The organism is Frateuria sp. GZRe14 (assembly GCF_051900395.1).
GTDB classification, from domain to species: Bacteria; Pseudomonadota; Gammaproteobacteria; order Xanthomonadales; family Rhodanobacteraceae; genus Frateuria_A; species Frateuria_A edaphi.
The window spans coordinates 898948-922363 of sequence record NZ_JBHZGJ010000001.1 but is presented as its reverse complement, the minus strand read 5'-3'; the positions used below and the strand labels follow the sequence as shown (position 1 = coordinate 922363).

At 66.8% G+C, this 23416-nt stretch carries 22 protein-coding genes and 1 pseudogene; 13 read left to right on the top strand and 10 right to left on the bottom strand.

The window, feature by feature from the left end; translation table 11 throughout:
• Positions 1-170: 170 nt before the first annotated feature.
• Entirely contained in the window at positions 171-1049 is an 879-nt protein-coding gene (locus tag ACFWZ1_RS04080; protein WP_439665537.1) for an ABC transporter ATP-binding protein, read from the top strand.
• 11 nt (positions 1050-1060) lie between these two features.
• Positions 1061-4663, top strand: coding sequence for a M1 family aminopeptidase (locus tag ACFWZ1_RS04075; protein ID WP_439665536.1), 3603 nt, complete (start codon positions 1061-1063; stop codon positions 4661-4663).
• Between the two features lie 80 nt (positions 4664-4743).
• On the opposite strand, the gene ACFWZ1_RS04070 is transcribed toward ACFWZ1_RS04075, so the two are convergent.
• Positions 4744-5304 (bottom strand): hypothetical protein, encoded by a 561-nt coding sequence (locus ACFWZ1_RS04070; protein ID WP_439665535.1) that lies wholly within the window; start codon positions 5302-5304, stop codon positions 4744-4746.
• A 151-nt stretch (positions 5305-5455) separates the two neighbouring features.
• On the opposite strand from ACFWZ1_RS04070, the gene ACFWZ1_RS04065 reads away from it, so the two are divergent.
• Together ACFWZ1_RS04065 and ACFWZ1_RS04060 are read left to right on the top strand one after the other, a co-directional pair.
• Positions 5456-6079 (top strand): TetR/AcrR family transcriptional regulator, encoded by a 624-nt coding sequence (locus ACFWZ1_RS04065; RefSeq protein ID WP_439665534.1) that lies wholly within the window; start codon positions 5456-5458, stop codon positions 6077-6079.
• A gap of 126 nt (positions 6080-6205) precedes the next feature.
• Entirely contained in the window at positions 6206-6742 is a 537-nt protein-coding gene (locus tag ACFWZ1_RS04060; protein WP_439665533.1) for a carboxymuconolactone decarboxylase family protein, read from the top strand.
• 144 nt (positions 6743-6886) lie between these two features.
• On the opposite strand, the gene ACFWZ1_RS04055 is transcribed toward ACFWZ1_RS04060, so the two are convergent.
• Positions 6887-7516 carry a CGNR zinc finger domain-containing protein gene (locus ACFWZ1_RS04055; RefSeq protein WP_439665532.1) on the bottom strand — a complete coding sequence of 210 codons (630 nt, stop codon included), beginning with the start codon at positions 7514-7516 and terminating at the stop codon, positions 6887-6889.
• Between the two features lie 374 nt (positions 7517-7890).
• Between ACFWZ1_RS04055 and ACFWZ1_RS04050 the strand changes: the two genes are divergently transcribed.
• Complete coding sequence (locus ACFWZ1_RS04050; protein WP_439665531.1) at positions 7891-8745, top strand: alpha/beta fold hydrolase; 855 nt, start codon at positions 7891-7893, stop codon at positions 8743-8745.
• 69 nt (positions 8746-8814) lie between these two features.
• On the opposite strand, the gene ACFWZ1_RS04045 is transcribed toward ACFWZ1_RS04050, so the two are convergent.
• From ACFWZ1_RS04045 to ACFWZ1_RS04035, 3 genes are all read right to left on the bottom strand, one after another.
• On the bottom strand, positions 8815-9492 hold the full coding sequence (locus ACFWZ1_RS04045) for a peroxiredoxin-like family protein (protein ID WP_439665530.1): 678 nt from the start codon (positions 9490-9492) through the stop codon (positions 8815-8817).
• A gap of 98 nt (positions 9493-9590) precedes the next feature.
• Entirely contained in the window at positions 9591-10160 is a 570-nt protein-coding gene (locus ACFWZ1_RS04040; RefSeq protein WP_439665529.1) for a carboxymuconolactone decarboxylase family protein, read from the bottom strand.
• Between the two features lie 282 nt (positions 10161-10442).
• Complete coding sequence (locus ACFWZ1_RS04035) at positions 10443-11249, bottom strand: SDR family NAD(P)-dependent oxidoreductase (protein WP_439665528.1); 807 nt, start codon at positions 11247-11249, stop codon at positions 10443-10445.
• Between the two features lie 150 nt (positions 11250-11399).
• Here ACFWZ1_RS04035 and ACFWZ1_RS04030 point away from each other — a divergent pair, with 150 nt between their 5' ends.
• On the top strand, positions 11400-12290 hold the full coding sequence (locus ACFWZ1_RS04030) for a LysR family transcriptional regulator (protein WP_275045771.1): 891 nt from the start codon (positions 11400-11402) through the stop codon (positions 12288-12290).
• Positions 12291-12408: 118 nt separating this feature from the next.
• Positions 12409-12771 (top strand): hypothetical protein, encoded by a 363-nt coding sequence (locus tag ACFWZ1_RS04025; RefSeq protein ID WP_439665527.1) that lies wholly within the window; start codon positions 12409-12411, stop codon positions 12769-12771.
• Positions 12772-12975: 204 nt separating this feature from the next.
• Here the strand turns inward: ACFWZ1_RS04025 and ACFWZ1_RS04020 are convergent, their stop codons facing one another.
• The 4 genes from ACFWZ1_RS04020 to ACFWZ1_RS04005 all read right to left on the bottom strand — a co-directional run bounded on the left by ACFWZ1_RS04020 (position 12976) and on the right by ACFWZ1_RS04005 (position 18392).
• Positions 12976-13704: a response regulator gene (locus tag ACFWZ1_RS04020; RefSeq protein ID WP_439665526.1), complete on the bottom strand. Its 729-nt coding sequence runs from the start codon at positions 13702-13704 to the stop codon at positions 12976-12978.
• Positions 13701-15218 (bottom strand): sensor histidine kinase, encoded by a 1518-nt coding sequence (locus tag ACFWZ1_RS04015; RefSeq protein WP_231323895.1) that lies wholly within the window; start codon positions 15216-15218, stop codon positions 13701-13703. The genes ACFWZ1_RS04020 and ACFWZ1_RS04015 overlap by 4 nt, the downstream gene beginning before the upstream one ends.
• Before the next feature lie 116 nt (positions 15219-15334).
• Complete coding sequence (locus tag ACFWZ1_RS04010; protein ID WP_231323893.1) at positions 15335-17218, bottom strand: potassium transporter Kup; 1884 nt, start codon at positions 17216-17218, stop codon at positions 15335-15337.
• A 214-nt stretch (positions 17219-17432) separates the two neighbouring features.
• Positions 17433-18392 (bottom strand): AraC family transcriptional regulator, encoded by a 960-nt coding sequence (locus ACFWZ1_RS04005; protein WP_439665525.1) that lies wholly within the window; start codon positions 18390-18392, stop codon positions 17433-17435.
• 24 nt (positions 18393-18416) lie between these two features.
• Here ACFWZ1_RS04005 and ACFWZ1_RS04000 point away from each other — a divergent pair.
• Positions 18417-18776: pseudogene (locus ACFWZ1_RS04000) on the top strand (carboxymuconolactone decarboxylase family protein); the annotation flags it as partial.
• Between the two features lie 311 nt (positions 18777-19087).
• Positions 19088-19576, top strand: coding sequence for a YkgB family protein (locus tag ACFWZ1_RS03995; RefSeq protein ID WP_231323888.1), 489 nt, complete (start codon positions 19088-19090; stop codon positions 19574-19576).
• A gap of 48 nt (positions 19577-19624) precedes the next feature.
• Here the strand turns inward: ACFWZ1_RS03995 and ACFWZ1_RS03990 are convergent, their stop codons facing one another.
• A complete protein-coding gene (locus tag ACFWZ1_RS03990; RefSeq protein WP_439666867.1) occupies positions 19625-21121 on the bottom strand; it encodes a PLP-dependent aminotransferase family protein in 1497 nt (498 codons plus the stop codon).
• Here ACFWZ1_RS03990 and ACFWZ1_RS03985 point away from each other — a divergent pair.
• Genes ACFWZ1_RS03985 through ACFWZ1_RS03970 form a run of 4 tightly spaced genes read left to right on the top strand, consistent with a single transcriptional unit; the run spans position 21120 to position 23184 of the window.
• Positions 21120-21530 carry a cupin domain-containing protein gene (locus tag ACFWZ1_RS03985; protein WP_439665524.1) on the top strand — a complete coding sequence of 137 codons (411 nt, stop codon included), beginning with the start codon at positions 21120-21122 and terminating at the stop codon, positions 21528-21530. The two genes, ACFWZ1_RS03990 and ACFWZ1_RS03985, sit on opposite strands and share 2 nt — an antisense overlap.
• A 9-nt stretch (positions 21531-21539) precedes the next feature.
• The gene (locus ACFWZ1_RS03980) at positions 21540-22001 is read left to right on the top strand and encodes a carboxymuconolactone decarboxylase family protein (protein ID WP_231323882.1); all 462 of its coding nucleotides are present in this window, start codon (positions 21540-21542) and stop codon (positions 21999-22001) included.
• Positions 22002-22015: 14 nt separating this feature from the next.
• Positions 22016-22660: an HD domain-containing protein gene (locus tag ACFWZ1_RS03975; RefSeq protein ID WP_439665523.1), complete on the top strand. Its 645-nt coding sequence runs from the start codon at positions 22016-22018 to the stop codon at positions 22658-22660.
• 50 nt (positions 22661-22710) lie between these two features.
• Positions 22711-23184 carry a DoxX family protein gene (locus tag ACFWZ1_RS03970; RefSeq protein ID WP_231323879.1) on the top strand — a complete coding sequence of 158 codons (474 nt, stop codon included), beginning with the start codon at positions 22711-22713 and terminating at the stop codon, positions 23182-23184.
• Positions 23185-23416: the final 232 nt, after the last annotated feature.

Here is a 23416-nt window from a genome sequence, read left to right as displayed (position 1 = left end):
GCGACTGTCAGGGCAGCACGCGCACCCGCCAGTCGGACACGGGCTTCGCTCAGGATGTCCATCGGGGATTCTTTGATCCGAGCGAGCGGTTGCACCGCACAGTGTGCGTTGGTGCTTTACATACGTAGCACACCATGGCAGCCTGACAAAAAACCGGTCGGGGATGCCCAATGCTCGAGCTCACCAACGTCAGCCACGTCTATGGCAATGGCACGCGCGCCCTCGACCAGGTGGCGCTCTCGATCCCGCGCGGGATGTACGGGCTGCTGGGCCCCAACGGCGCAGGCAAGTCGACGCTGATGCGGACGATCGCCACGCTTCAAACGCCCACGGAAGGAAGCATCCGCTTCGGCGACGTCGACGTGATCGCCGAACCCGAAAAGCTGCGCCGCACGCTCGGCTACCTGCCCCAGGATTTCGGCGTCTATCCGCGTGTTTCGGCGTACGACATGCTCGACCACATGGCCGTGCTGAAGGGGATCGCGACGGCCGCCGACCGCAGGCAGACCGTCGAAACGCTGCTGCACCAGGTCAACCTCTGGGACGTGCGAAAGAAGGCGCTGGCGGGCTTCTCCGGCGGCATGCGCCAGCGCTTCGGCATCGCCCAGGCGCTGATTGGCAATCCGGCACTCATCATCGTCGACGAGCCGACCGCCGGCCTCGACCCGGAGGAGCGCAACCGCTTCCTCAACCTGCTGGCCGAGATCGGCGAGAACGTGGTGGTCATCCTTTCGACCCACATCGTCGGGGACGTCGCCGACCTCTGTCCGCGGGTGGCGGTGCTGGTCGGCGGGCGCATCCAGCTGGAAGGCGCGCCGCTCGAACTCATCGAGCGCACGCGCGGCCGGATCTGGCGCAAGGCGATCGAGCGTTCCGAACTCCACAGCTACCGGGAGCGTCACCGGATCATCTCCACACGCCTCTTCTCCGGCCGAACGGTGGTCCACATCCTTTCCGATACGGACCCGGGCGACGGCTTCGTCGTACTCGAGGGCGACCTGGAGGACGTGTATTTCTCCACGCTCGCCCAATCCCGCCGCGCGGCCTGAGGAACGCCGACATGCTTGGCAAGATCGCGGCATTCGAATTCCGCTACCAGGCCACGAGCCCACTGTTCATCGCGGCCGCAGCCCTGCTGTTCCTTGGCGCGTTCGTGGACATGGCCGTGGTGAAGCTCATGACCGTCGGCGGCGGGAACGTGCTGTTCAACAGCCCGCACACGATCATCGTGTCCCATCTCCTGGTGTCGTTCGTGTTCCTGTTCGTGGGCGCCGCGTTCGTCTCGAACGTGATCGTGCGGGACGACCAGACCGGGTTCGGCCCGCTGATCCGCGCCACCCGCATCACCAAATTCGACTACCTGTTCGGCCGCTTCCTCGGCGCTTTCGCTGCCGGCGCGCTGGTCATGGCGGCCGCGACGCTCGGCCAATGGCTCGGCACGCTGATGCCTTTCGCCAACCACGCGATGCTCGGGCCCAACCATGTCTCCGGGTTCGCGATCGGCTACGGCCTATTCGCCCTGCCGAACGCGCTGATCATCTCGGCAACGCTTTTCGGGCTCGCCACCGCAACGCGCTCGACCGCCGGCACGTTCATCGGCGTGGTCGCCCTGCTGGTCGTCTATTTCCTCTCCCAGGGGCTCATGGCAGGCCAGCCGCAGCTCCTGGATTTCCGTGTGCTGGCGGATCCGCTCGGCATGTCCGCCTATATGGCTAGCTCGCGCTATTTCACGGCAGCCGAGCTCAATGCCGGCGCCATTCCCGTGACGGGGCTGATGGTGCAAAGCCGGCTGATCTGGGTCGGCGTGTCGATCGCCCTCCTGGCGCTCACCTACCGCCGGTTTCGGTTTGCCGATCGGGGCCTGTCGCGGCGGCAGCAGCGCAAGCTTCGGCGACAGGAGGCGATGGCGACGCCCCCGTCGCCCGCTCCAGCCAAACAGCGCCCGCGGCTTGCGAACCCACGCTTCGACAAGCGCACCGCGCGCGCTCAGCTGGTCGCCCGCGCCACGATGGAAGCACGCTACATCTTCAGGAGCCCGGTCTTCCTGGTGCTTCTGCTCATCGCCTTCGCGTTCACGCTCCCGAGCCTGCTGACCGCCTCGGGCTGGTACGGCGTGACGCTCTACCCGCTCACCTCGGTATCCGTGCCGATCATCCAGGCGAGCTTCGACACGCTGCTGGTCGTCATCGCGACCTATTACGGCGGCGAGCTGGTGTGGCGGGAACGCGAGCGCAAGGTGCACGAACTCATCGATGCGACTCCCTTGCCGGCATGGGCGCTGATGTTGCCGAAGATCATCGGCCTGGCGCTGGTCCTGTTCGCGACGGAGTTCGTCGGCATGGCAGCCGGCATGCTGGTGCAGCTGCTCGGAGGCGTGGATCCCGCGCCCGGCCAATATCTGCGCTGGTACCTGCTTCCGGGCACGGTGGACGCGGTCGCGATCGCCGCGCTCGCGGTTTTCGTCCAGGCGCTCAGCCCGGGCAAATATGCCGGCTGGGGCTGGATGGCGCTGTACCTGGTGCTTCGGTTTTTTGGCCCCGCGCTGGGGCTTGAATACCCGCTCTTCGTCTATGGCAGCGTGCCTGCCGTACCGCTGTCGGACATAGTCGGCACCGGCATTTTCTGGAAGGCGGCCTGGTGGTTCCGGCTGTTCTGGGCCGCGACGGCCGCATTGCTGCTGGTCGCGGCGCACTTGCTGTGGCCGCGCGGCGCCGCCGAGCGACTGATGCCGCGGTTGCGCCGGATACCCTCTCGACTGACTGCGCGCGCCGTATGGGTCGCCGTGGTGGCGACGGCGATCTTTAGCGTGAGCGGCGCCTGGATCATCTACAACACCCTCGTCGTCAACGATTTCCACACCGCGGAGGACCAGCAGCGCTACCTCGCCGGTTACGAAAAGCGCTTCTTCCGCTACGCCGGCCTGCCACAACCGGTAGTCAGGCATGTCGTGCTCGACGTTGCCCTGTATCCGCAGGATGTTCGCGCGGACGTGCACGGCCGCTATCGGCTCGTCAACGAAACCGGCACGCCGATCGACCGGGTCCACGTGCGACTGATGGACCCGGCGCTGGAACTGGTCGGCCTCGACTTTCCCGGCGCCCGGCTGGAACGCGATGACGAGGCGTTCGGCTATCGCATCTATCGCCTCGACTCGCCCATGCGGCCAGGGGAAGTGCGCTCGCTCACTTTCCACACCCGCCGCGCGCAGGTCGGCTTCCGCGCCGCCGGCACCGAGACGGGACTGGCGCCGAACGGCACCGATCTGAACACGATCGAGCTCACGCCCCGGATCGGCATGAGCGACGTCGGCCTGCTCGACGACCCGGCCGCGCGCCGCAAGTACGGCCTTCCCGAACGGCTACCGCTCCCGCGGCTGGACGATCTGGCGGCCACCCGCAGCCTGCCCAGCGGCGATCTCAGCTGGACCACGGCCGACATCACCGTTTCGACCCGCGCCGATCAGATCCCGATCGCACCCGGCAAGCGCGTTTCCGAGCGCGTGCAGAACGGTCGTCGCACGGTGCGCTTCGTCTCCGATACGCCGATCAAGAACTACTTCGCGATCGAGTCGGGACGCTATGCCGTCAGCAGGCAGACGCACGGCGGCGTCCAGTACGCGATCTACTTCGAGCCCGCGCATCACTGGAACGTCGACCGCATGATGAAGGCCATGCAGGCCTCCATCGACTACTACCGCCAGGCCTTCGGCCCCTATCAGTTCGACCAGGCGCGGATCATCGAAACGCCCGCCTACCGGCAGGGCGGACAGGCCTTCGCGAACACCATCCCGGTGGGCGAAACGGCGTCCTTCGCGATGGACCTGCGGGATCGGGAGGCGATCGACATGGTTACCATGCTCACCGCCCACGAACTGGCGCACCAGTGGTGGGGACATCAGGTGCTGGGAGCGCGGATGCAGGGCGCCGGGTTGCTGTACGAAACGCTCGCGCAGTATTCCGCGCTGATGGTGATGAAGCGCCTGCACGGCGAGGAAGGGATCCGCCGTTACCTCCAGTTCCAGCTCGATCGCTACCTGGGCGGCCGCCGCACGCAGGTGCTCGCGGAGCAACCGCTCGCCAGCGTCGAACTCAGCCAGCAATACATCGCCTACGGCAAGGGCGCGCTCGCCATGTACCTGTTGCAGGAGCGCATCGGCGAGGACGCAGTGAACCGCGCGCTCAAGCGCTTCGTCGACCGCTACGGCTTCACCGTCGCGCCCTACCCCCGCTCGCTCGACCTGATCGCGTTGCTGCGCGAGGAAGCGAGGACACCGGAGGACCAGGGACTGATCACCGACCTGTTCGAGCGGATCACGCTCTACGACCTCAAGCTGCAGCCGCCGACGGCCGTGCAGCGGGCCGACGGCGGATGGGACGTGACCGTGCCGGTCGAGGCGAAAAAGTTCTATGCCGATGGCAAGGGTACGGAGCAGGAGGCGCCGCTCGACGAGCTCATCGAGATCGGCCTCTTCAGCGCGGAGCCGGGCGCCGCCACGTTCGACCGAGCCGACGTGATCCGCATGGCGTGGAAGCAGGTGCGCAGCGGCATGCAGGTCTTTCACTTCGTCACGGACAAGAAGCCGACCTACGCGGGCATCGACCCCTACGGTCTCTTCATCGACCGGAATACGGGCGACAACGTCCGGGCGCTCGGGCTCCACTGAGCCGCAGCGCGAGAGGCTGGCGACCCAGCCTTCCCTGCCCAGGAGCGCGCGTCACCCGCGACCCTCCCGCGTCTACCGGATCATCCACCGATGCGGGCGGCATCGACACCGTGCCGCGCGACGGGCGACCGGGTCGCATCCGATGCGATCCCCCGCGTCGTCCCGGAACGCACCAGCATGTAGAACGCCGCCACGTGCGTGATCATCAGCAGCGGCACGTAGATGACCGGAATCGCATAGGCCGCGCCCAGTTCGCCGGCCCGTTCGGGGAGGCCTGCCCTGATCGCATGGAAGTAATCGGTCAGCAGGTCGGCCGCACCGACGATGTTGAAAGCGGCTACCGCACTCCAGAAGAGCGGTCGCATCCTCCAGGCAAGCAGCGCGAGCAGGGCAAGCGCCCCGGTGGCCAGGTCGCCGTAGGCGGCGAACGCCGCAAAGCTGCCCGGAAGCTGTGGCCCGACCACGCCGGGAACCACGAACGCGAGCCCGAAGAAGCGAAAGCTGTGCAGGGTCGCGATCGCACGGTGCGCATCGGCACGCGGCATCGAGCGCAGCCGGGGCCATAGGTAGGCGCGGAAGCAGAGCAACCAGGCGACGTATCCCAGGACAAGCTGCAGGGTGAAGATGTGTGCGGGCGACATGCGAACTCTCCTCCGCCGGGGTTGGCAGTGAACCGTGCGCCGCCAGGCAGCAACGCAGGGGCGACGGCGGTTGGGTTTCGATGTCGGTACCGACTGGTACCAACGTCACTCATGCTACGGTACCCACAAGTACCAACGCAAGGGCGCGCGTGTGAAAGAACAGTCCGATCCGACATCGGCCCCGCAGCCGGTCCGCGAACGCATCCTGCAGGCGGCCATGGACACGTTCATGGAACTGGGCTACGCCGAAGCAAGCACATTGAAGATCGCCACACGCGCGCAGGTGTCCAAGCGCGAGCTGTACGCCCATTTCGGCACGAAGCAGGCGATGCTGGCGGCCTGCATCGCCGACCGTGTCGGGCGCATGCGCTTGCCGAGCGAGTTGGCGGTGCCGGATCGACGCGACGAACTGGCCACCCTGCTCGCCCGGCTGGGCGCCACCGTGTTGCGCGAAGTCACCCAGGCCGGGGTGGTGGCGGTGTTCCGGCTTGCCGTCATGGAAGCCCAGCGCGCCCCGGAAGTGGCCACGACCCTCGAGTCGGCACGGCGCTCGGTGCGCGGCGTGATCGGCCAGGTCACGGAACAGGCGAGGTCCGCGGGACTGATCGACAAGCATGCACCGAAGGATATGGACGTCCGTTTCCTCGCGCTGCTCTGGGACGATCTGCTGGTGAGCCTGCTGCTGCGTTTGCGCGAAGCACCGGGCACCGCGGAGATCAACCGGCGCGCCAAACGGGCCGCCGATGACTTCCTCAGGCTCTATGCGCAGACCTGACGAAGCATTCCCCGTACGGAGGAATGGTACGATTGAGCATATTTTGGAGCATATGAAACATTAACTGTCTCTCCATGCGCGCCTAAAGTGACTCCCACGTTCCAACCACCCAACGAGGAGTCCGCCATGTCACGTATCGCTACCCCTTCCGTCCAGTCGGCCACCGGCGCTACCGCCGAGGTCTATGCGCAGATCCGCAAGGCCGCCGGCAGCGTTCCCAACACCTTCGCCGCGATCGGCGCGCATGGCCCGGCCGCGCTCAAGGCGGTACTGCAGGCCGAAGCCGTGCTGTCGTCCGGTGGCCTGACCCGGCAGGACCAGGAAACCATCAAGCTGCTGGTCAGCGAGGTGACCGGTTGCGACTACTGCGTGGCCGCACACAGCATGCTCGGCAAGATGGCCGGCCTGAAGCCCGAAGCGCTCAAGCAAATCCGCGCCGGCCAGCCGACCGGCGATGCCAAGCGCGACGCGCTCGCCCGTTTCGTGCGCCTCCTGGTCGAGACCCGCGGCACCATCGCCGAGTCGGAGTTCGCCGCGATCAGGGCGGCCGGCTACACCGATGCGCAGCTGGTGGACATCAGCCTCGCGATCGCGCTGGTCATCTTCACCAACACGTTCAACCGCATCAACGACACCGAGCTGGATTTCCCGGCGGTCCAGTAATGCGACTCGAGGGCGCCACGCCAGTGGCGCCTTTCTGGCGCGAGGAGGACGCACCCGCTTCCACGACACGGACGTGAGATGCGTCCGCGCCGGAAAGATCACGGACCAGGTTGCGAAGCACGTCCGTCCATCTGGCCAATCCGATTACCCGCCGGGCTGCGCCTTTCGCCGGTGACGGTGGGCCGCCTGTTTCGCGCGATTCCCGCAAAGGGCCATGCTGCACCAGCGACGAGCATGGCCTCGCGTGTGATCGGCGAAAAACAGTGTGCACGTGGGTCCCTCGCAGGCCTTCACGTAAGAGAAGTCTTCGTCGCAAACCACCCGGGCAATCGCTTCGGCGATCGGCAGCAGCAGAGCCTCGGGTGAGCTCCAACGATGCATCCGGGCCAGCGCGAACGCGGGCGATTGGCCCGCGGGCGCCGCAACGATCCGGCCAAAGCTTTCGTCGCGCTTGAGCAGTTCATTGAGCGGCGCAAGTTCAGCCAGGTCCGCCTCGCGCAGCGGGCGGCCCATGTGATCGCGCACGAAGCCGCGAAACCACTCGCGCAGCGCCCTGGCCTGTCCCGCCAGCCGATCGATCTCCCCCGGAATGGCCCGCTCGCGCGTCGCGAGGAGTACCTCCTCGGGCACGAGTTGCGCCTGCCGAAGCCAGCCCAGCAGTCCCTCGCCGTCCCCGAGCCAGTCGACCGGGGCGTCCACGGGCGTCGCCACGGAGTTGAGGAAGTCCAGCGCGAGCGAGTCGGCCAGGAAAAAGGCGGGTACCGCTTGTGTCATGCGAATTCTCCTGTCGCCAAAGTAACCATCAAGAATGCGCTTGACAAGTTACTCTGCCGAACATAACCTCCTAACTCATGTTTTGGCGGTTACGACCATTTCAAGCCCGGCGCGTGGTCCATGAACGTCTCCAGGCAGCAAAGGGCACGAGAGAGGCAGGAACGCAGCCGTCGCCACATGCACCTTGGCGAACGACCCGACCTCGGCCTGGGCTGCCGGCTCGTCCCGGATAGTGACGTTCGAGAAGGTTACTGATGGGCCTGCCAACCGAATCTGCGGGACCGGCGCTTCCAGCAGCGTCCCGCGCGAACCCAGCCATTCAGCGTAGGCCTTCGCTCTCTGCACCGCGCCTCCCACACCGAAGGAGAACTGCCATGCCCACTGTTCGATATCGCCATGCCAACGTCGATGGCCTGAAGGTTTTCTACCGCGAGGCAGGCAAGGCCGGGAAACCCAAGTTGCTGCTGCTCCATGGCTTCCCCAGCGCCGGCCACATGTTTCGCGACCTGATCCCGCTGCTCGGTGACGATTTCCACATCGTCGCGCCCGATCTGCCTGGTTTCGGCCAGTCCGACATGCCGCCGCGAGACCAGTTCGGGTACACGTTCGACCACATCGCCGATGTCATCGACCGCTTTACCGAGGTGGTGGGTTTCGATCGCTTCGCGGTCTATGTGTTCGACTACGGCGCACCGACCGGCTTCCGCCTCGCCGTGAAACACCCCGAGCGCATCACCGGCATCGTTTCGCAGAACGGCAATGCCTATGTCGAAGGACTGAGCGAGGGCTGGAACCCCATCCGCGCTTACTGGGAAGACCCCTCGCAGGCCAACCGCGAGGCGCTGCGCAAACTGCTCGCCCCGGACACGACGCGCTGGCAATACACCCATGGTGTCGCCGATGAATCGCTGGTGTCGCCCGATGGCATCGCGCTGGACAACTACTACCTTGCCCGCCCCGGCATGGACGACGTGCAGCTGGACCTGTTCCTCGATTACAAAAGCAACGTCGCCCTGTATCCGGCCTTCCAGGCGTACTTCCGCGAGCATCAGCCGCGCCTCCTGGCGATATGGGGCAGGAACGATCCGTTCTTCCTTCCGCCGGGTGCCGAAGCGTTCAAGCGCGACATCCCCGAAGCACGCGTGAGTTTCCTCGACACCGGGCACTTCGCGCTGGAGACCCACGCGGGCGAGATCGCGGAGGCCATCCTCGCCTTCTTCGCCCGTTGAGTGACCGGCCAAGTGCGGACCCGCGGCTGCTTCGATGCGAACGCATGAAGTCCGGCCGCGGGCGCCGACTCAGGCCGCGCGGCTCTGCGCCGCCTGGCGCAGTACCGGCAGCATGTCCTCCGCCTCGGGTCGACGGGTGTAGTCCGGATTCACTTCGGCGTAGAGGATCGTGCCCTCCTGCCCGATCACGAAGCGGCCCGGCATCGGCAGCGTCCAGCTCGGGTCGTCGTTGAACGCGGGCAGGTTGTTCTTCAGGCCCTTGTAGACCTCGACCAGGTAGTCCGGCAGTTCGAAGCGCAGGCCGAAGGCTGCGCCGACCTCGCCCTTCGTGTCGGACAGGATCGGGAAGGTCAGGTGGTTCTGGCGCACCGACTTGCGGCTGTTCGCTGGAACCTGCGGCGAGATCGCGACCAGCCGCGCGCCGAGCCTGTCGAACTCGGGCAGAACGGCCTCGAGCGCCTGCAACTCCATGTTGCAGTACGGACACCACACGCCGCGGTAGAAGCTGACGATCAACGGCCCTTGCCGAAGCAGTTCGGCCGACTGCACCAGCTGGCCCTCGGGGTCTTTCAGCGCGAACGACGGCGCGCGGTCGCCTGCCTTGAGCGCGCGCCCGGCCGCGCCGGAGGCGATCAGTTCAGCGGTGGCGCGATGCATCGCGTCGATGACCGAATGCGGCACGCTGTACGGTGGCTTGCCTGCTTCGAAATCGGCCTTGAAGGCATCCAGCTTGGCTTGCAGTGACATGGGGAAATCCTCTCGGAGAAACGCGGGGAATTACGGGAAGCGGAGGCCTGGATTGGGCGCCAGCGACACTATGGCCGCCAACGCGCAGGGCGACGGAATCAGGCGGCCTGTTCGGCGGCCGGCTTGGTCCACTCGCTGCCGTGCATGAAGGCGTCGAGCTGGGTATGGGCGATGTGGTTGGTGTAGTTGCTCATCACCTTGGTCGCCACGCCGAGGATCACTTCGAACACGTTGCGACGGGTAAAGCCGGCGGCCAGGAAGGCCTCGGTATCCGCGTCCGACACCCAGCCGCGCTGGCGCACCACCAGCCCGGTGTAGCGATGCAACGCTTCCAGCCGCGCGTCGGGCAGCGGCGTGCCGTTGCGCAGCGCGGCGATCACCGCCGGATCCATCTTCTGCATCTTCGCCAGCACCGAGTGGCCGGCCATGCAGTAGTGGCACTCGTTCTCGAAGTTGGAGGTGAGCATCACCACCTGCTGCTCGTGCGGCGTCAGCGATGTCTCGGCGAACAGGCCCCACAGCGTGGAATAGCCGGCCAGCAGCTCCGGCGATTCGGCCATGGTCGCCTGCAGGTTCGGCACGAAGCCGAAGGCGGCCCTGGCGCCGTCGAGGCCGGCCTTGGAGGCAGCGGGTGCGTTGTCGGGGGTGTAGATGGTGAACGTTGTCATGGCCGGACTCCTTGGGTGCCGTGTGGTCGATCGGGAGTCGAAGCGCTCGCCTCCCGTGGAACCCAAGCTACGGGCGCGCCAGAAGCCCGAGTAGACGCAGCCGACGACTAAGGGCTATTCCGATAGGGAATGCGACCGGCCCATGCCGGCTAAAGGGAAACACTCTCCTGCGCCAGCCCCCGCAGGACCCTGCAATCGAAGCGGGACCTGGGCGCAGAAAAAAAAAGCCCGGCCAGAGCCGGGCGTTTTTTTTGACAAGCCGCAACGCGCGAATTGATCAACTCACAGCGCCGCGTGATCCCGCACCGCCTCCTCCAGCATCGGCTTGAGCTCGGCAAACCGCGCATCGACCGCAGCAGGATCGGTGCGATTGAGCGCCACCATCTGCAGTCGCTTCTCGTTGGCGCGCACCACCTCGAACGCCTCGTCCTCGATGCCTTGCACGATCGCGGCCGCCACGTCCGCCGCCGACTCGCGCCCGAACCCCTGCTCCGCGCCAGCGCGGCTGGACGCCATCAACGGGGTATCGGTCGCGCCCGGGTAGGCCGTCAGCACATGCACGCCCTCGCCCTTCAGCTCGCGCCGCAACGCCTCGCCGAAATGCGCGATGCCGGCCTTGGCCGCCGCGTAGGTGGCATAGAACGGCAAACCGACCAGCGCGATCGCCGAGGACACGTCCACCACCATGCCGTGGCCACTGCGGCGCAGCAGTGGCAGCGCCGCGCGCGTGAGCAGGATCGGCGCGACCAGGTTCACCTCGATCATCGCGCGGATCTCGCGCTCGCTCGTCGCCTCCAGCCGGCCGGCACGCACGCCGCCGGCATTGTTGACGAGCACATCCAGCCCGCCGAGCGTGCCCTCGACCGCGGCCATTGTGGCGGCCAGCCCATCGGCGGTGGTGACGTCCGCCGCCACCGCATCCACGCGCCCGCCGTCCGCGCGCAACCGCTGCGCGGCCGTCTCTAGCGCCTCTTGTCGCCGGCCGCTGATCAGCACGTGCGCGCCCTTCGCCGCCAGGATCTGCGCGATCGCCAGGCCAATGCCGCTCGAACCGCCGGTGACCAGCACCCTGCTGCCTTCCAGTTTCATGTCGTCGTGTCTCGTGATGGGGAGGGGCGCCACCTCGCCGCGCGCCGCCACGGCCGCGCGCGCTGGTAGCGGCCATGCCTGTATCGCCCGTCCCGCGCATCCGCGGTAGCCTTGCGCCGCTCATAGGCTTCATTCCAAGGGGGAATAACGATGGACCGCCTGGCCGCGATGGAAGCCTTCGTCCGCGTCGTCGACGCCGGCTCCTTCTCCGGCGCCGCCCGGCTCCTGCGCGTGGGCCAGCCGGCCGTCTCCAAGACCATCGCCCAACTGGAAGAGCGCCTCGGCGTGCGGCTGCTGCTGCGCTCCACCCACGGCCTCACGCCCACCGAAGCCGGCCGCAGCTTCTACGAACGCGCCAGGCGCGCCATCGAAGAAGCGGACGAAGCCGAACACGCCGCCCGCGGTGCCGGCGCCACCCTCTCCGGCCGCCTGCGCATCTGCGCCGCGGTCACCTTCTCGCGCCTGCACGTACTGCCGCGCCTGCCGCTGTTCCTGGAACAGCACCCCCAGCTCGACGTCGACTTCGTGCTGGACGACCGCAACATCGACCTGATCGAGGAAGGCATCGACATCGCCCTGCGCATGGGCAACCTCGCCGACTCCAATTTGATCGCCCGCAAGATCGCCCAAAGCCCCCGCCACGTCTTCGCCACCCCTGCGTACCTCGAACGCATGGGCGTGCCACACGTGCCCGCCGATCTCGCCGGGCACCAGGCGGTGATCTACGAGCAGCGTGGCGGCGGCACCGAGTGGTCGTTCCACCGAGAAGGCACCACGGCGTCGGTCGCGATGCAGGGACGCATTCGCGTCACGGCGGCCGAGGGCGTGCGCGAGGGCGTCTTTGCCGGAATGGGGCTGGCCGTGGCGTCAGAGTGGATGTTCGCGCCCGAGCTTGCGTCAGGTGCAGTGAAAACCGTTCTCGATGGCTGGAGCTTGCCACCTGTCGACTTGTGGGCCGTATTCCCAACGGGACGGCAGGCCAGTGCCAAGGCCAGAGCATTCGCCAGCTTCATCGAGTCGCAGATATCGGATCCCACCTGAGTTCCGGCGGCCGCTATCGGCCAAAAGCGGACAGCCTTGTCGTGGCGGGTCCGGTTGTTATCCTGTACTCGCTTGGAAAAAAACTGGCGTTTTTTACGGCTAATACTGGGGAGTCATGATGCGTCTTACGTTGCTGGCAGGACTGCTGGCTTTCACTGGTATCGCCTCTGCAGACGATGGTCCGGCGACCATGCGAGGTCTCGGCATCGCTTCGTGCAGTCAATATCTGGCCGTTCGCAAAGAACAGGGCATCACTCCAAACAAGGCCACGTACAATCAATGGGCGCAGGGCTTCATGACCGGGCTGAACGTCGCGCTCTACATGAAGCTCCAAAAGTATGCGGACCTTCCTGACTCCGATTCGATGAACCATTGGTTGAGCGCTTATTGTTCCGCCCATCCCCTCAAGCCATTCCATGAAGCGGTATCCGACCTGATGGTCGAGAAAAGCTTGTCGTTGGAGAATCCAAAGGCCAAATAGGGCCGCGCCATACCTCAGGCAACCACGAGGTAACACGTCAATCAAGCCGGACCCATTTCGCAGCTCGGATCGGTGTTGCATGTCCCCTTCTGGTCGGAGGTGGACATTTCAGCCTGAGGACAGTCAACGTGCGCGATCGCCCCGTATCGAGGTCAGGAGCTGTCCGCCTGCGACCCAAAGCGAACATCGGGCCTTCCGTCCGACTTACGCACCTTGGTGCTGGTTTCCACCTCCAGACTTCGCCAGGAAGCGATACCCGACGCCGGGCTCCGTCTTCAGCCATCGCGGCGACGCCGGGTCGTCGTGGAGCTTCTGGCGCAACCGTCCGACGACGATCCGCAAATAATGCGTGTCGTGGACGTGGCTTGCGCCCCAGACCTCACGCAGGAGCTGCTGCTGGCTGACCACGCGATCGGGGTGTTGCAGCAAGGTGGCCAGAACCGCATATTCCTTGCGGGTGAGTGACAAGGCCTCGCCATCCAGGCTGACCTCCCGGCGCACTTGGTCGATCACCAAGTGCCCGTCTTCGTAGCGCGGCGACGGTTCGCGGGAGGCGGCAAGCACGCGGTCGCGCAAGAGCGCGCGAAGGCGCGCCATCACCTCCTGTACGCCGAACGGCTTAGTCACATAATCGTTGGCACCGTTGTCAAGGGCGCGCACCTTTTCCGCTTCGGAGTCGCGCACCGACAACATCAGGACAGGCACCGCACTCCACTGCCGGAGTTCTGCCAGCACCTCGTGGCCTTCGCGGTCGGGCAGCCCGAGATCGAGAATGACAAGGTCCGGCGCCTGCGTGGCGGCCAGCGCGAGTCCCGCTTCCGCGGTGCTTGCCTGCAGCACGCGATAACCCTCGGCGCGCAATGCGATATCGAGGAAACGGCGGATCTGCGCCTCGTCGTCGACCACCAGCACGGAGGGGGCGTTCGGATTCACGTACTCGCCTCCGGTGGCGTGGGCATGGGCAACGTCACGCGCAGGATCGTACCGCCGCCCGTGCGCGCGAAGGCTTCCACACTTCCGCCGTGTGCACCGATCATCCCGCGGCAGATCGCCAGCCCGAGGCCGGTGCCCTTGGGTGCCCGGTCGCCGCGCGAGACGGAAAAAAACATATCGAAGATGCGCGCCCGCTCGGCTTCGGGAATGCCCGGCCCTTCATCGACGACCTCGATGCCTATCGACCCTTCCTGCTCGCGGAGCGACACGTCCACCGGACGTCCGGGGGGCGAAACCTGCACTGCATTTTCCAGGATATTGAAAAGCGCCTGTTCGATCAGCGCTGGGTGTACGTGCAGCAGCAGAGTCTCCGGTGACAGCCGGGTCTCGATTAGGGCGGTCGGATAGTACCGGCGCAGTCGTGCGACGGCCGCCAGCACGATTTCGCTCGCGTCCACCCAGTCACGATGCAGCGTCAGTGCGCCGTGCCCGAGCCGGGCCATGTCAAGAAGGTTCTGGACGTAGCGATCCAGCCTCTGGCCCTCGCCCAAAATGGCATCGAGCAATTCGCGTCGCTCCGCTACTGGAAGCTGGGACTCGTAGGCGGAAAGCGTGCTCGCCGCTCCGATCATCGAGGCCAACGGAGAGCGCAGGTCGTGGGACACGGACGACAGCAAGGCATTGCGCAGCCGTTCGGTTTCCCCTTGCACGCGCGCCTCTTCAAGAGCCTCGGCAAGATGCCCACGCTCCAATGCAAGGCCGATGTCCCTGACCATCTCTCTTGCCAGACTCACGCGTTCGGCCTCGATGGTGGTCGGCCCGTGCGGGCGGATGACCACTATTCCCGCCCGCCAGTCCGCCCCCCCCAGACGCATCACCCAAGGGGTGGCTGTCGCCTGTTGCGGGTTCGATACAAGATCCTCTGCCGCGGCCAGCTCACCGGGCGCAAGCTCGAAGGCAGCCGGCGAGGCCACCCATACGTCCCAGTTGCCGCTGTCGCTCCGAACGATGGCCGCTGCTTGTGCGTTCAGTGCCAAGGCAAGGGCGCTGATGCCGGTATCGCAGATCGCCTGGCTCTGCGTTCCGCTTGCGGCCAGCGACTGCCCGAGTTCCAGCAACGTACGGGCGCGCGCCTGGGCCGCCCGCAGCGACGCCACCTGCCGCGCAAGCTGCGTGGCCATACGCCCGCTGATCAGCGCGACGACCAGGAACAGCAGCACCGCCAGCACGTCATCGGCGTCGGCGATTGCCAGCGTGTGCCGGGGTCGGGTGAAGAAAAAGTTGTAGCCGAGGAAACACGCGACCGCGGTATAGACCGCCACGCTCATGCGCGTGCGTACCGCAACCGCCAGCACGGCCGTGAGGAAGATCAGTGCCAGATTCGCGACCGACAGGTAGCGATCGGCCAGAAAGGCCAATGCGAAACCGAGCGCGGTAATCGCTGTGGCATAAGCGTAGCCGGCCCAGCCGTCGGTCCGGGCCAGGCAGGCGAAAGGGTGGCGCGACTCGATCATGCGCGGGGACCAGTGGCGCGAAGTGGGTACGTTAATCCATCCCTCGCGCATAGGTCTGGACAGATTGAAAATCCGGTGCCGGCCGACCGCATCGTGCATTCGCGGAGCCATGGGGTTCAGATCTCCACTTGCGCGCCCAACTCGATAAGGCGGTTGCCTGGTATGCCGAAAAAGGCGGTGGCGGGCATGGCGTTGCGCGCCAGAAACACGAACAGATTCTCCCGCCACAGCGCCATGCCGGAGCGCTCTGGCGTGGCAACCACCGTCTCCCGGGATAGGAAGAAGGTGGTGTCCATCAGGTCGAAATGCTCACCCAGCCGCTGGCAGCGGGCGAGCAGCCGCGGCACGTCCGGGTCTTCCGCAAAACCCACCCGCAGGATCAGGCAGCCAAAGCCGTCCTCGAGCCGGGTTAGCTCCAGCTGTTCCTCCGGCTCAGCCCGAGGCGCGTCCAGCGTTTGCACCGTCAACAGGACGTTGCGTTCGTGGAGCACCTTGTTGTGTTTGAGGTTGTGCAGCAGCGCATGCGGTACCAGAGCGTTGTTGGCAGTCATGAACACGGCCGTGCCGGGCACGCGCGGCACCGGGTGCTCGGCCAGGTTGGCGATGAACGGCCCCAGTTCCAGCCCATCCAACTGGATGCCCCGCTGCAGGAGCGTGCGGCCGCGGCGCCAGGTGGTCAGCACCACGAAGACCGCCAGTCCCAGCGCCAGCGGGAACCAGCCACCGCTCTCGATCTTGATGATGTTCGCGCTGAAGAAGCCCAGATCCACGAGCAGCAGGCCCGCGCCGGTGCCGCATATCGCCCACCATGGCCAACGCCACTGGTAACGCGCCACGATGAGCGCGAGCAGCGTGGTGATGACCATGGTTCCCGTCACCGCGACGCCATAGGCAGAGCCGAGATTGTCGGACGAGCCGAAACCGATCACCGCTGCGGCGATCAATACCAGAAGCACCTTGTTGATGAAGGGCACATACACCTGGCCAGACATCTCCTCGGAGGTGTGCACCACCCGCATGCGAGGCATGTAGCCCAGTTGCATGGCCTCGCGGGTCATCGAGAATGCGCCGGAGATGACCGCTTGCGAAGCGATCACCGTTGCGGCCGTGGCGAGCCCGATCATGGGATAGAGCAAGGCCCGTGGCACCAGATGGTAGAACGGGTTGGCGATGGCCTCAGGATGCGCGAGCACGAGCGCGCCCTGGCCGAAGTAATTGAGCAGCAGCGCAGGCAGTACGAAAGCGAACCAGGCGAGACGGATCGGCCGTCGCCCGAAGTGGCCCATGTCGGCATACAGCGCCTCCGTGCCGGTGACCGCAAGCACCACGGCGCCGAGGGCGAAGAAGGCCTCGACCCGGTTGTTCAGGAAGAACGCGACGCCATACGTGGGGCTCACCGCCTTGAGGATGGCAGGCTGCTGTGCGATGCCCCACACGCCCAATGACGCAATGCTCAGGAACCAGGCCACGCAGACCGGACCGAACACGGCGCCGATGCGCGCGGTACCGTGTCGCTGCAGCGCGAACAGCGTACCGATGACCAGCATGGTCAACGGCACGATCCAGTGCGCAAGCCCCGGCGCGGCGACCTCCAGGCCCTCCACCGCCGAAAGCACGGAAATCGCAGGGGTGATCACGCCATCGCCGTAGAACAGCGCCGCGCCGAAGATACCCAGCACGGCCACGACCGACATGGCGAGCGGACGCTGGCGGACACTGCGCTGGGCCAAGGCCATCAACGCCATGATTCCGCCCTCGCCTTTGTTGTCGGCGCGCATGATGAAGAGCAGGTACTTCAGCGACACCACGATGACCAGGGACCAGAACACCAGGCTCAGGCCGCCAAGCACGTTCGGTGGCGTCGCCGCCACGCCACGCGGGCCGAAGACCTCCTTGATGGTGTACAGCGGACTGGTGCCGATGTCGCCGTACACGACGCCAACGGCCCCCAGTGCCAGCGCCGCGAGGCGCCGGCCGGTCGGATGTTCGGTGTTCAACATGTGCCCGTGGAAAGTTTGCGGGCCGCACAGCCGGGCTGCCGGTCCTTGGAAGGAGCCGCAGGGTAGAAGCGGGCGAGTAACAATCGGGTATCGCGCGTGGCTTCGCGGATAAAATCTTCGTAAAGAAATTTCGGGCTTTGGGATCAACGATCATACGAACGAAAGGCGCGAACCCTCGCCAGCCAACGCCCGCTCTTGGCCGGGAGCGGACAGACTAGTTTCCACCGCCATTACCTGCTGCCTGCCTCCTCCACCGCGCCGGCGTCACTCCCATGTGCTGCTTGAACGCCCGCTGGAACGCCGCCTCCGACTGATACCCCACCGCTTCCGCCACCGCCCCGGTGGACTGGTTCGACTTGCGCAGTTCGCTGGCGGCGAGCGTCATGCGGATGTCGGTGAGCAAATCGCTGGCGGAGCGGCCGAGGCTGTCGTTGAACAGGCGGACCAGGGTGGCGCGTGAGACGTTGCACAGGCGCGCGAGCGCGGGCAGCGTCCAGGGGTGGGCGGGGCGTTCGAACATGGCGGTGATGGCCGGGGCGAGGCGCGGGTTGCCGGCGAGGGCGAGCAGGCCGGCGGGGGCGTCGCCCGATTCGCTGGACAGGCGCAGCGCGAGCGCGAACAGCGCGGTGGAGAGGGCGTTGAGCATGGCGTGACCGCCGAGGTGTTCGGCGGCCGATTCGGTGCGCATCAGCGAGACCAGGCTGGCGACCTGTGCGGCCGTGGCGCCAGGCTCGTCCTGCCCTGCGCTCGCACGCGCCACCAGGCGCGGGGGCAGGTAGCCGCGCAGCAGCCGTTCGTGCGGCGCGGCGAGGACGAAATGGCCGCACAGCATGTCCAGCCGTTCGCCGCTGCCGGCGTTCTCGCTGAAGGTGACGTTGAGGCCGGCGCGCTCACGCGCGGGCGCCGGCTTCGAACCGCTGCCGTCGTGCAGGGTGTGCGCGCCGCCCTGGGCGATGAGCAGGATGTCGCCGGGGGCGAGGTGTTGCGGCGGGCCGCCGGCAGGATCTTCGAGCACGGCCGAGCCGGCGAGTACGACGTGGAAGGGGATCTCTCCGGGTTCGGCCGACGCCTGGTCGATGCGCCACGGCGCGCCGTAGTAGCAGCGCAGGTCGAGCCGGCCGCGCACCGGCGTCATCTCCAGCAGGCGGCTGAGCCAGTCCATCGGTGGGGGCATGTTGCGGGCTCCGCTGAGAGACGAATGAGCATGAATGCGAGTTATTGCGACATTAACAGGCTCACATCGGCTCCGTACAGTGGCTCCACGTCAGCCGACGAAGGAGCCCCCATGTCCCGCATCGCCATCCACCCGCTCGAATCCGCCGCCGGTGCCGCCGCGGCGGTGTATGCCCGGATCACGCAGGCCGTGGGCCGCGTGCCCAACTGTTTTGCTGCCATCGGCCAGCTGCGACCCGCTGCACTCAAGGCGATGCTGCAGCTCGACGGCGTGCTGGCCGCCGGGTCGCTGAGCCGGCAGGACCAGGAGACGGTGAAGCTGGTGGTCAGCGAGACCGCCGGCTGCGACTACTGCATCACCGCGCACAGCCTGCTTGGCGCGCTTACCGGCCTGGAGGCGCCGACGCTGCGTCGGATCCGCAGCGACCTGCGCACCGGCAACGCACGGCGCGACGCGCTGGTGCGCTTCGTGCGCCAGCTCGTGCAGTCGCGCGGCACGCTGGACGAGGCCGAGGTGGCCGCGATCCGCGCTGCCGGCTTCAGTGACGCGCAGCTGGTGGAGATCAGCCTGGCGGTGGCCGTGGCGACCTTCACCAACACCTTCAACCGCATCAACGACACCGAGATCGACCTTCCGTCCGTCGACTGATCGACGGACCGCCCTTCCCTGCCCGACAAACCCTCAAGGAAACGACGATGAACGCACTGGTGAACGCGCTGGCCCGCACCGGCCTCTTGAAGAACGACCTGGACTACCACGTGGTCCGCGCCTCGATGGTGGTGATGTTCTTTTTCTTCGGCTACCAGAAGTGGTGGGACTACGAGGCGCAGACGCTGATTCCCTTCATCAGCAACGGGCCCCTGATCGCCTGGATGTATCCGGTCTTCGGCATCCGCGGCGCGAGCTGGTTCCTGGGCGTGGCCGAGTGGCTGTTCGGCGCGCTGCTGCTCGGCGGTTTCTGGAGCAAGCGGTTGGGCGTGCTGGGCGCGGCCGGTTCGGTGGTCACCTTCGTCATGACCGTCACCATCATCCCGTTCATGCCCGGTGGCTGGGCCGAGTCGGCCGGCGGCTTCCCCGCGATGGTGGGCAACGTGCCGTTCCTGATGAAGGACGTGGTGCTGCTGGCGGTGTCGGTGTACCTGCTGCGGCAGGACGTGGTGCGGCTGCGTGCGAGCCAGGCGTAGCCATAGCGACGGGGCCGGATGCGGCCCCGTTTCGCATGCACGCAAAGCTCAGGAAAACTTGCCGATCAGCTCGTGCAGCCGATCGCATGCGGACGGGAGCGCCGCCTCATCGGTGGTGGCGATGCCCAGCAGCAATCCCGATTGCCGCACGCCGCCGGGCTGGAACCAGGGCGACAGCGGTTCGGGTGCGAGGCCCCAGGCGCGGGCTTCGCGGGCCACCTCAATGTCCGGTATCTGGTCGGGCAGCCGCAGCAGGACGGCCAGGCCGCCGATCTGCGCGCGGTATCCCTTGCGCTCAAGGGCCGCCTGCAGCGCCTCGCCGCGGGCCGAATAGACGCGCTTCATGCGGCGCAGGTGGCGCATGTAGTGCCCCTCGTGCATGAACCGGGCGGTGGCCTGCTGGACGGCCGGACCGGGTGCCGAGCCGAGGCACATGACCGCCTCGTTGAAGCGGTCCACCAGCCCCTCGGGAGCGACGACGAAGCCGAGCCTCAGCGCGGGGCTGATGGTCTTGCTGAAAGAGCCGATGTGGATCACGCGGCCGTTGCGATCCACCGACGCCAGCGCCGGGGCAGCGCGGCGGCGGAGCTGGAGTTCGCCGAGATAGTCGTCCTCGACGATCCATGCGCCGGTGCGCGCGGCCCAGGCGATCAGCTCGATGCGCCGAGCGAGCGACAGCGTGGCGCCGAGCGGTGCCTGCTGGCCCGGTGTCACCAGGGCCAGCGCGGCATCGGGCGCGAGTTCGATGCCGCGGACGACGTCCAGGCCATCGTCGTCCACGGGCACCGGGACCGGAACGAGCTGCGCCAGTTCGAGCGCGCGCCGGCTCTGGAAGAACCCGGGGTTTTCCATCCAGGCCTTGCGGCCTTCCGCGCGCAACACGCGAAAGGTCGTCTCCAGGGCGCCGGCGAAACCCGCGGTGATGAAGACCTGCGAGGGTCGGCAGTCGATCCCCCGCGCCAGGGCCAGGTGCGCGGCAACCTCCCGCCGGAAGGCCAGTTCACCGCGCGGATCGGGATAGACGGCACGCGCGGCGACTTCGGCGCGGGCGGCATGCGCACGCAGGCGTCCCATCAGGCTGGCGGGAAAGCGGTCCGAGGCCGGAACGCCCATCTGGAAGGTGGCGGGGCCGGCGAGCAGGTGCCGGTACAGCTCCGGCGGCGCGTCCGCGTCGTCGGGCGGAACCGGCCGACCGGTCGCAGGGTGGTCGGCCACCCGCGTACCGCCCGGTCGCGACGAGACGATGACCTGCTCGTCGGCCAGCCGCTCGTAGGCGGATTTGACGGTGCCCCGCGCGACACCCAGTTGCGCGGCCAGCGCCTGCCACGAGGGAAGCCTCGCGCCGGGCGCGAGTACGCCGCTGCCGATCGCCGCCAGCACGCCCAGGCGGATCTGCTCCGCCAGCGTGGTGGCGGCGGAGCGGTCGATGCGGATGTCCAGCGCGCGTGGCATGCCCCATGGTATAGCGAAAATATCGCGTTCTGGTTCTTTCAGGTGCACCTTACCAGGCGCAAGATCGCGGCCTTCCCCACAGGAGTCCGTCATGTCGATCAAGCGCTTTCTCGCCACCTTGCTGGCCGGCGCGGCACTCGCCGGAAGTGCCTATGCGCACGCTCCGGACGGCACGGTCAAACCGAACTTCTCGCACGCGCTGCCCAATGACCCGGGCAAGTCGCTGGTCGCGGTGGAGGTCAACTATCCCCCGGGCGGCGCCTCCGCGGCGCACCACCATGCGCGCTCGGCCTTCATCTACGCCTACGTGGTTTCGGGCGCGATCGAAAGCCAGGTCGACGACGGTCCCGCGCGGGTCTACAAGGCGGGCGAATCCTTCTACGAAGTGCCCGGCGCGCACCACCGGATCAGCCGCAATGCGAGCAAGACCCAACCGGCCAAATTGCTCGCCGTGTTCGTCGTCGACACCGGCGATGCGCCCCTCACCACCCCCGACAAATAGGTAACGGCTATGTCCCAACGCCTCGATTACAACCAGATTTCCCCGGCCGGCGCCAAGGCGCTCGGCGGTGTCTACGGCTACGTGACGCAATCCGGGCTGGACCCCGTGCTGGTGGACCTGGTCTACCTGCGCGTGAGCCAGATCAACGGCTGCGCCTACTGCCTGGACATGCACACCCGCGACCTGCTGAAGCGGGGCGCCAGCATCGAAAAGATCGCGCTCGTCCAGGGCTGGCGCGAAGGCGGCAGGCTTTTCAGCGAGCGCGAAAAAGCGGCCCTGGCCTGGGCTGAAACGGTCACGCAGGTCGCGCAGACCGGCGTACCGGACGAAGACTTCAAGGCGGCATCGGCGGTCTTCAGCGAAAAGGAACTGGTCGACCTGACCTTCGCCATCGGCCTGATGAACACCTACAACCGGCTGGCCATCAGCTTCCGCAACACGCCCGAGGCGGTGCGCCGCGCGGAAGGCTGAGCACGGAGACGACCATGTTGGCCACAGGCATCCCCGGGGTACGCATCCCCGACAGCACCCTCGCCCGCGAGGCGACCGAACTGGTTCGCGACACCGAAAGCGAACTGCTGTTCAAGCACTCGATGCGCGTCTACGCCTGGGGCGCGCTGGCGGGCCGGCGCAAGAACCTGGCGTTCGATCCGGAGCTGCTTTACGTCGGGGCGATGTTCCATGACATCGGCCTTGCCGCGCACTACCGCAAGAGTCCCCTGCGCTTCGAAGTCGATGGCGCGAATGCGGCGCGCGATTTCCTTCGGACCCATGCGATTGCCGAGCACGACATCGAGAAGGTGTGGAGCGCGGTCGCGTTCCACACCACGCCCGGCATTCCGCAGTTCATGCATGCGGAGGCGGCGCTGCTTCACGTGGCGGCAGGGATGGATGTGGCCGGCCGCGCGTACGAGGAGTTCACCGACGAGGAACGCGAGGCGGTGACCGCGGCCTGGCCGCGCGAGGACAACTTCAAGCACGCCATCATCGACGCGTTCTACGAGGGCCTGAAGCATCGGCCGGACAGCACGTTCGGAACCTTCAACGACGATTTCCTGGCCTTCAAGGACCCGGCGTTCCGGCGAGGGGACATGTGCAGCATCATCCTGCACTCGGCCTGGGCGCACTGACGCTTCATCGCTGGACGTAACCGGACGCGGGGTGGGAGCGAAACGCCCGCATGGACACCCTCATCGACCGCTCCCGGCACCTGCTGCCAACGCTCCGCTACCACTGGTACGCGATCCCGCTGCGCCTGATCGTTGGCTTCGGCTTCATGGAACACGGCTACGCCAAGCTCGCGCGCGGGCCGGAGTCGTTCACCGGCATCCTGCACGCGCTGGGGATGCCGGCGCCGGAGCTGCTCGCGTGGGCGACGATCCTGGTCGAGCTGTTCGGCGGCCTGGCGGTGCTGGTCGGCGCGTTCATTCCGCTGGCGAGCATCCCGATGGCGATCGTGCTGATGGTGGCGATCTTCACCGTGCACCTGCCCAACGGCTTCAGCTCGATCAAGTTGCAGGCGGTCACCGCATCCGGTGCGCACTTCGGGCAACCGGGGTACGAGACCGATTTGCTTTACCTCGCCGCGCTGGTCGCCCTGGTGCTGGGCGGAAGCGGTCCGTGGGCGCTGGACCGCCTGTGGCGGAAGCGGTGACGGGGCGTTCCGCAGCCGGGCGGTGCCCTGGCGTCTACGTTTCGTGCTCGCCGTGACAAACCCGATCCTTGCGGGGCCCTAGCCGTTCCTTAACGGATGCTGTGTTCGAGTGGCTGCCAACCAACCGGTCCCAGGTGAGCCCCATGCAGACCCCGCATCGCACGGCATCCACGGAGCGCCCCGCCCGCCGCGCCTGACCGGCAGGTCGGGCCGTCCTTTCCCATCCCCCACC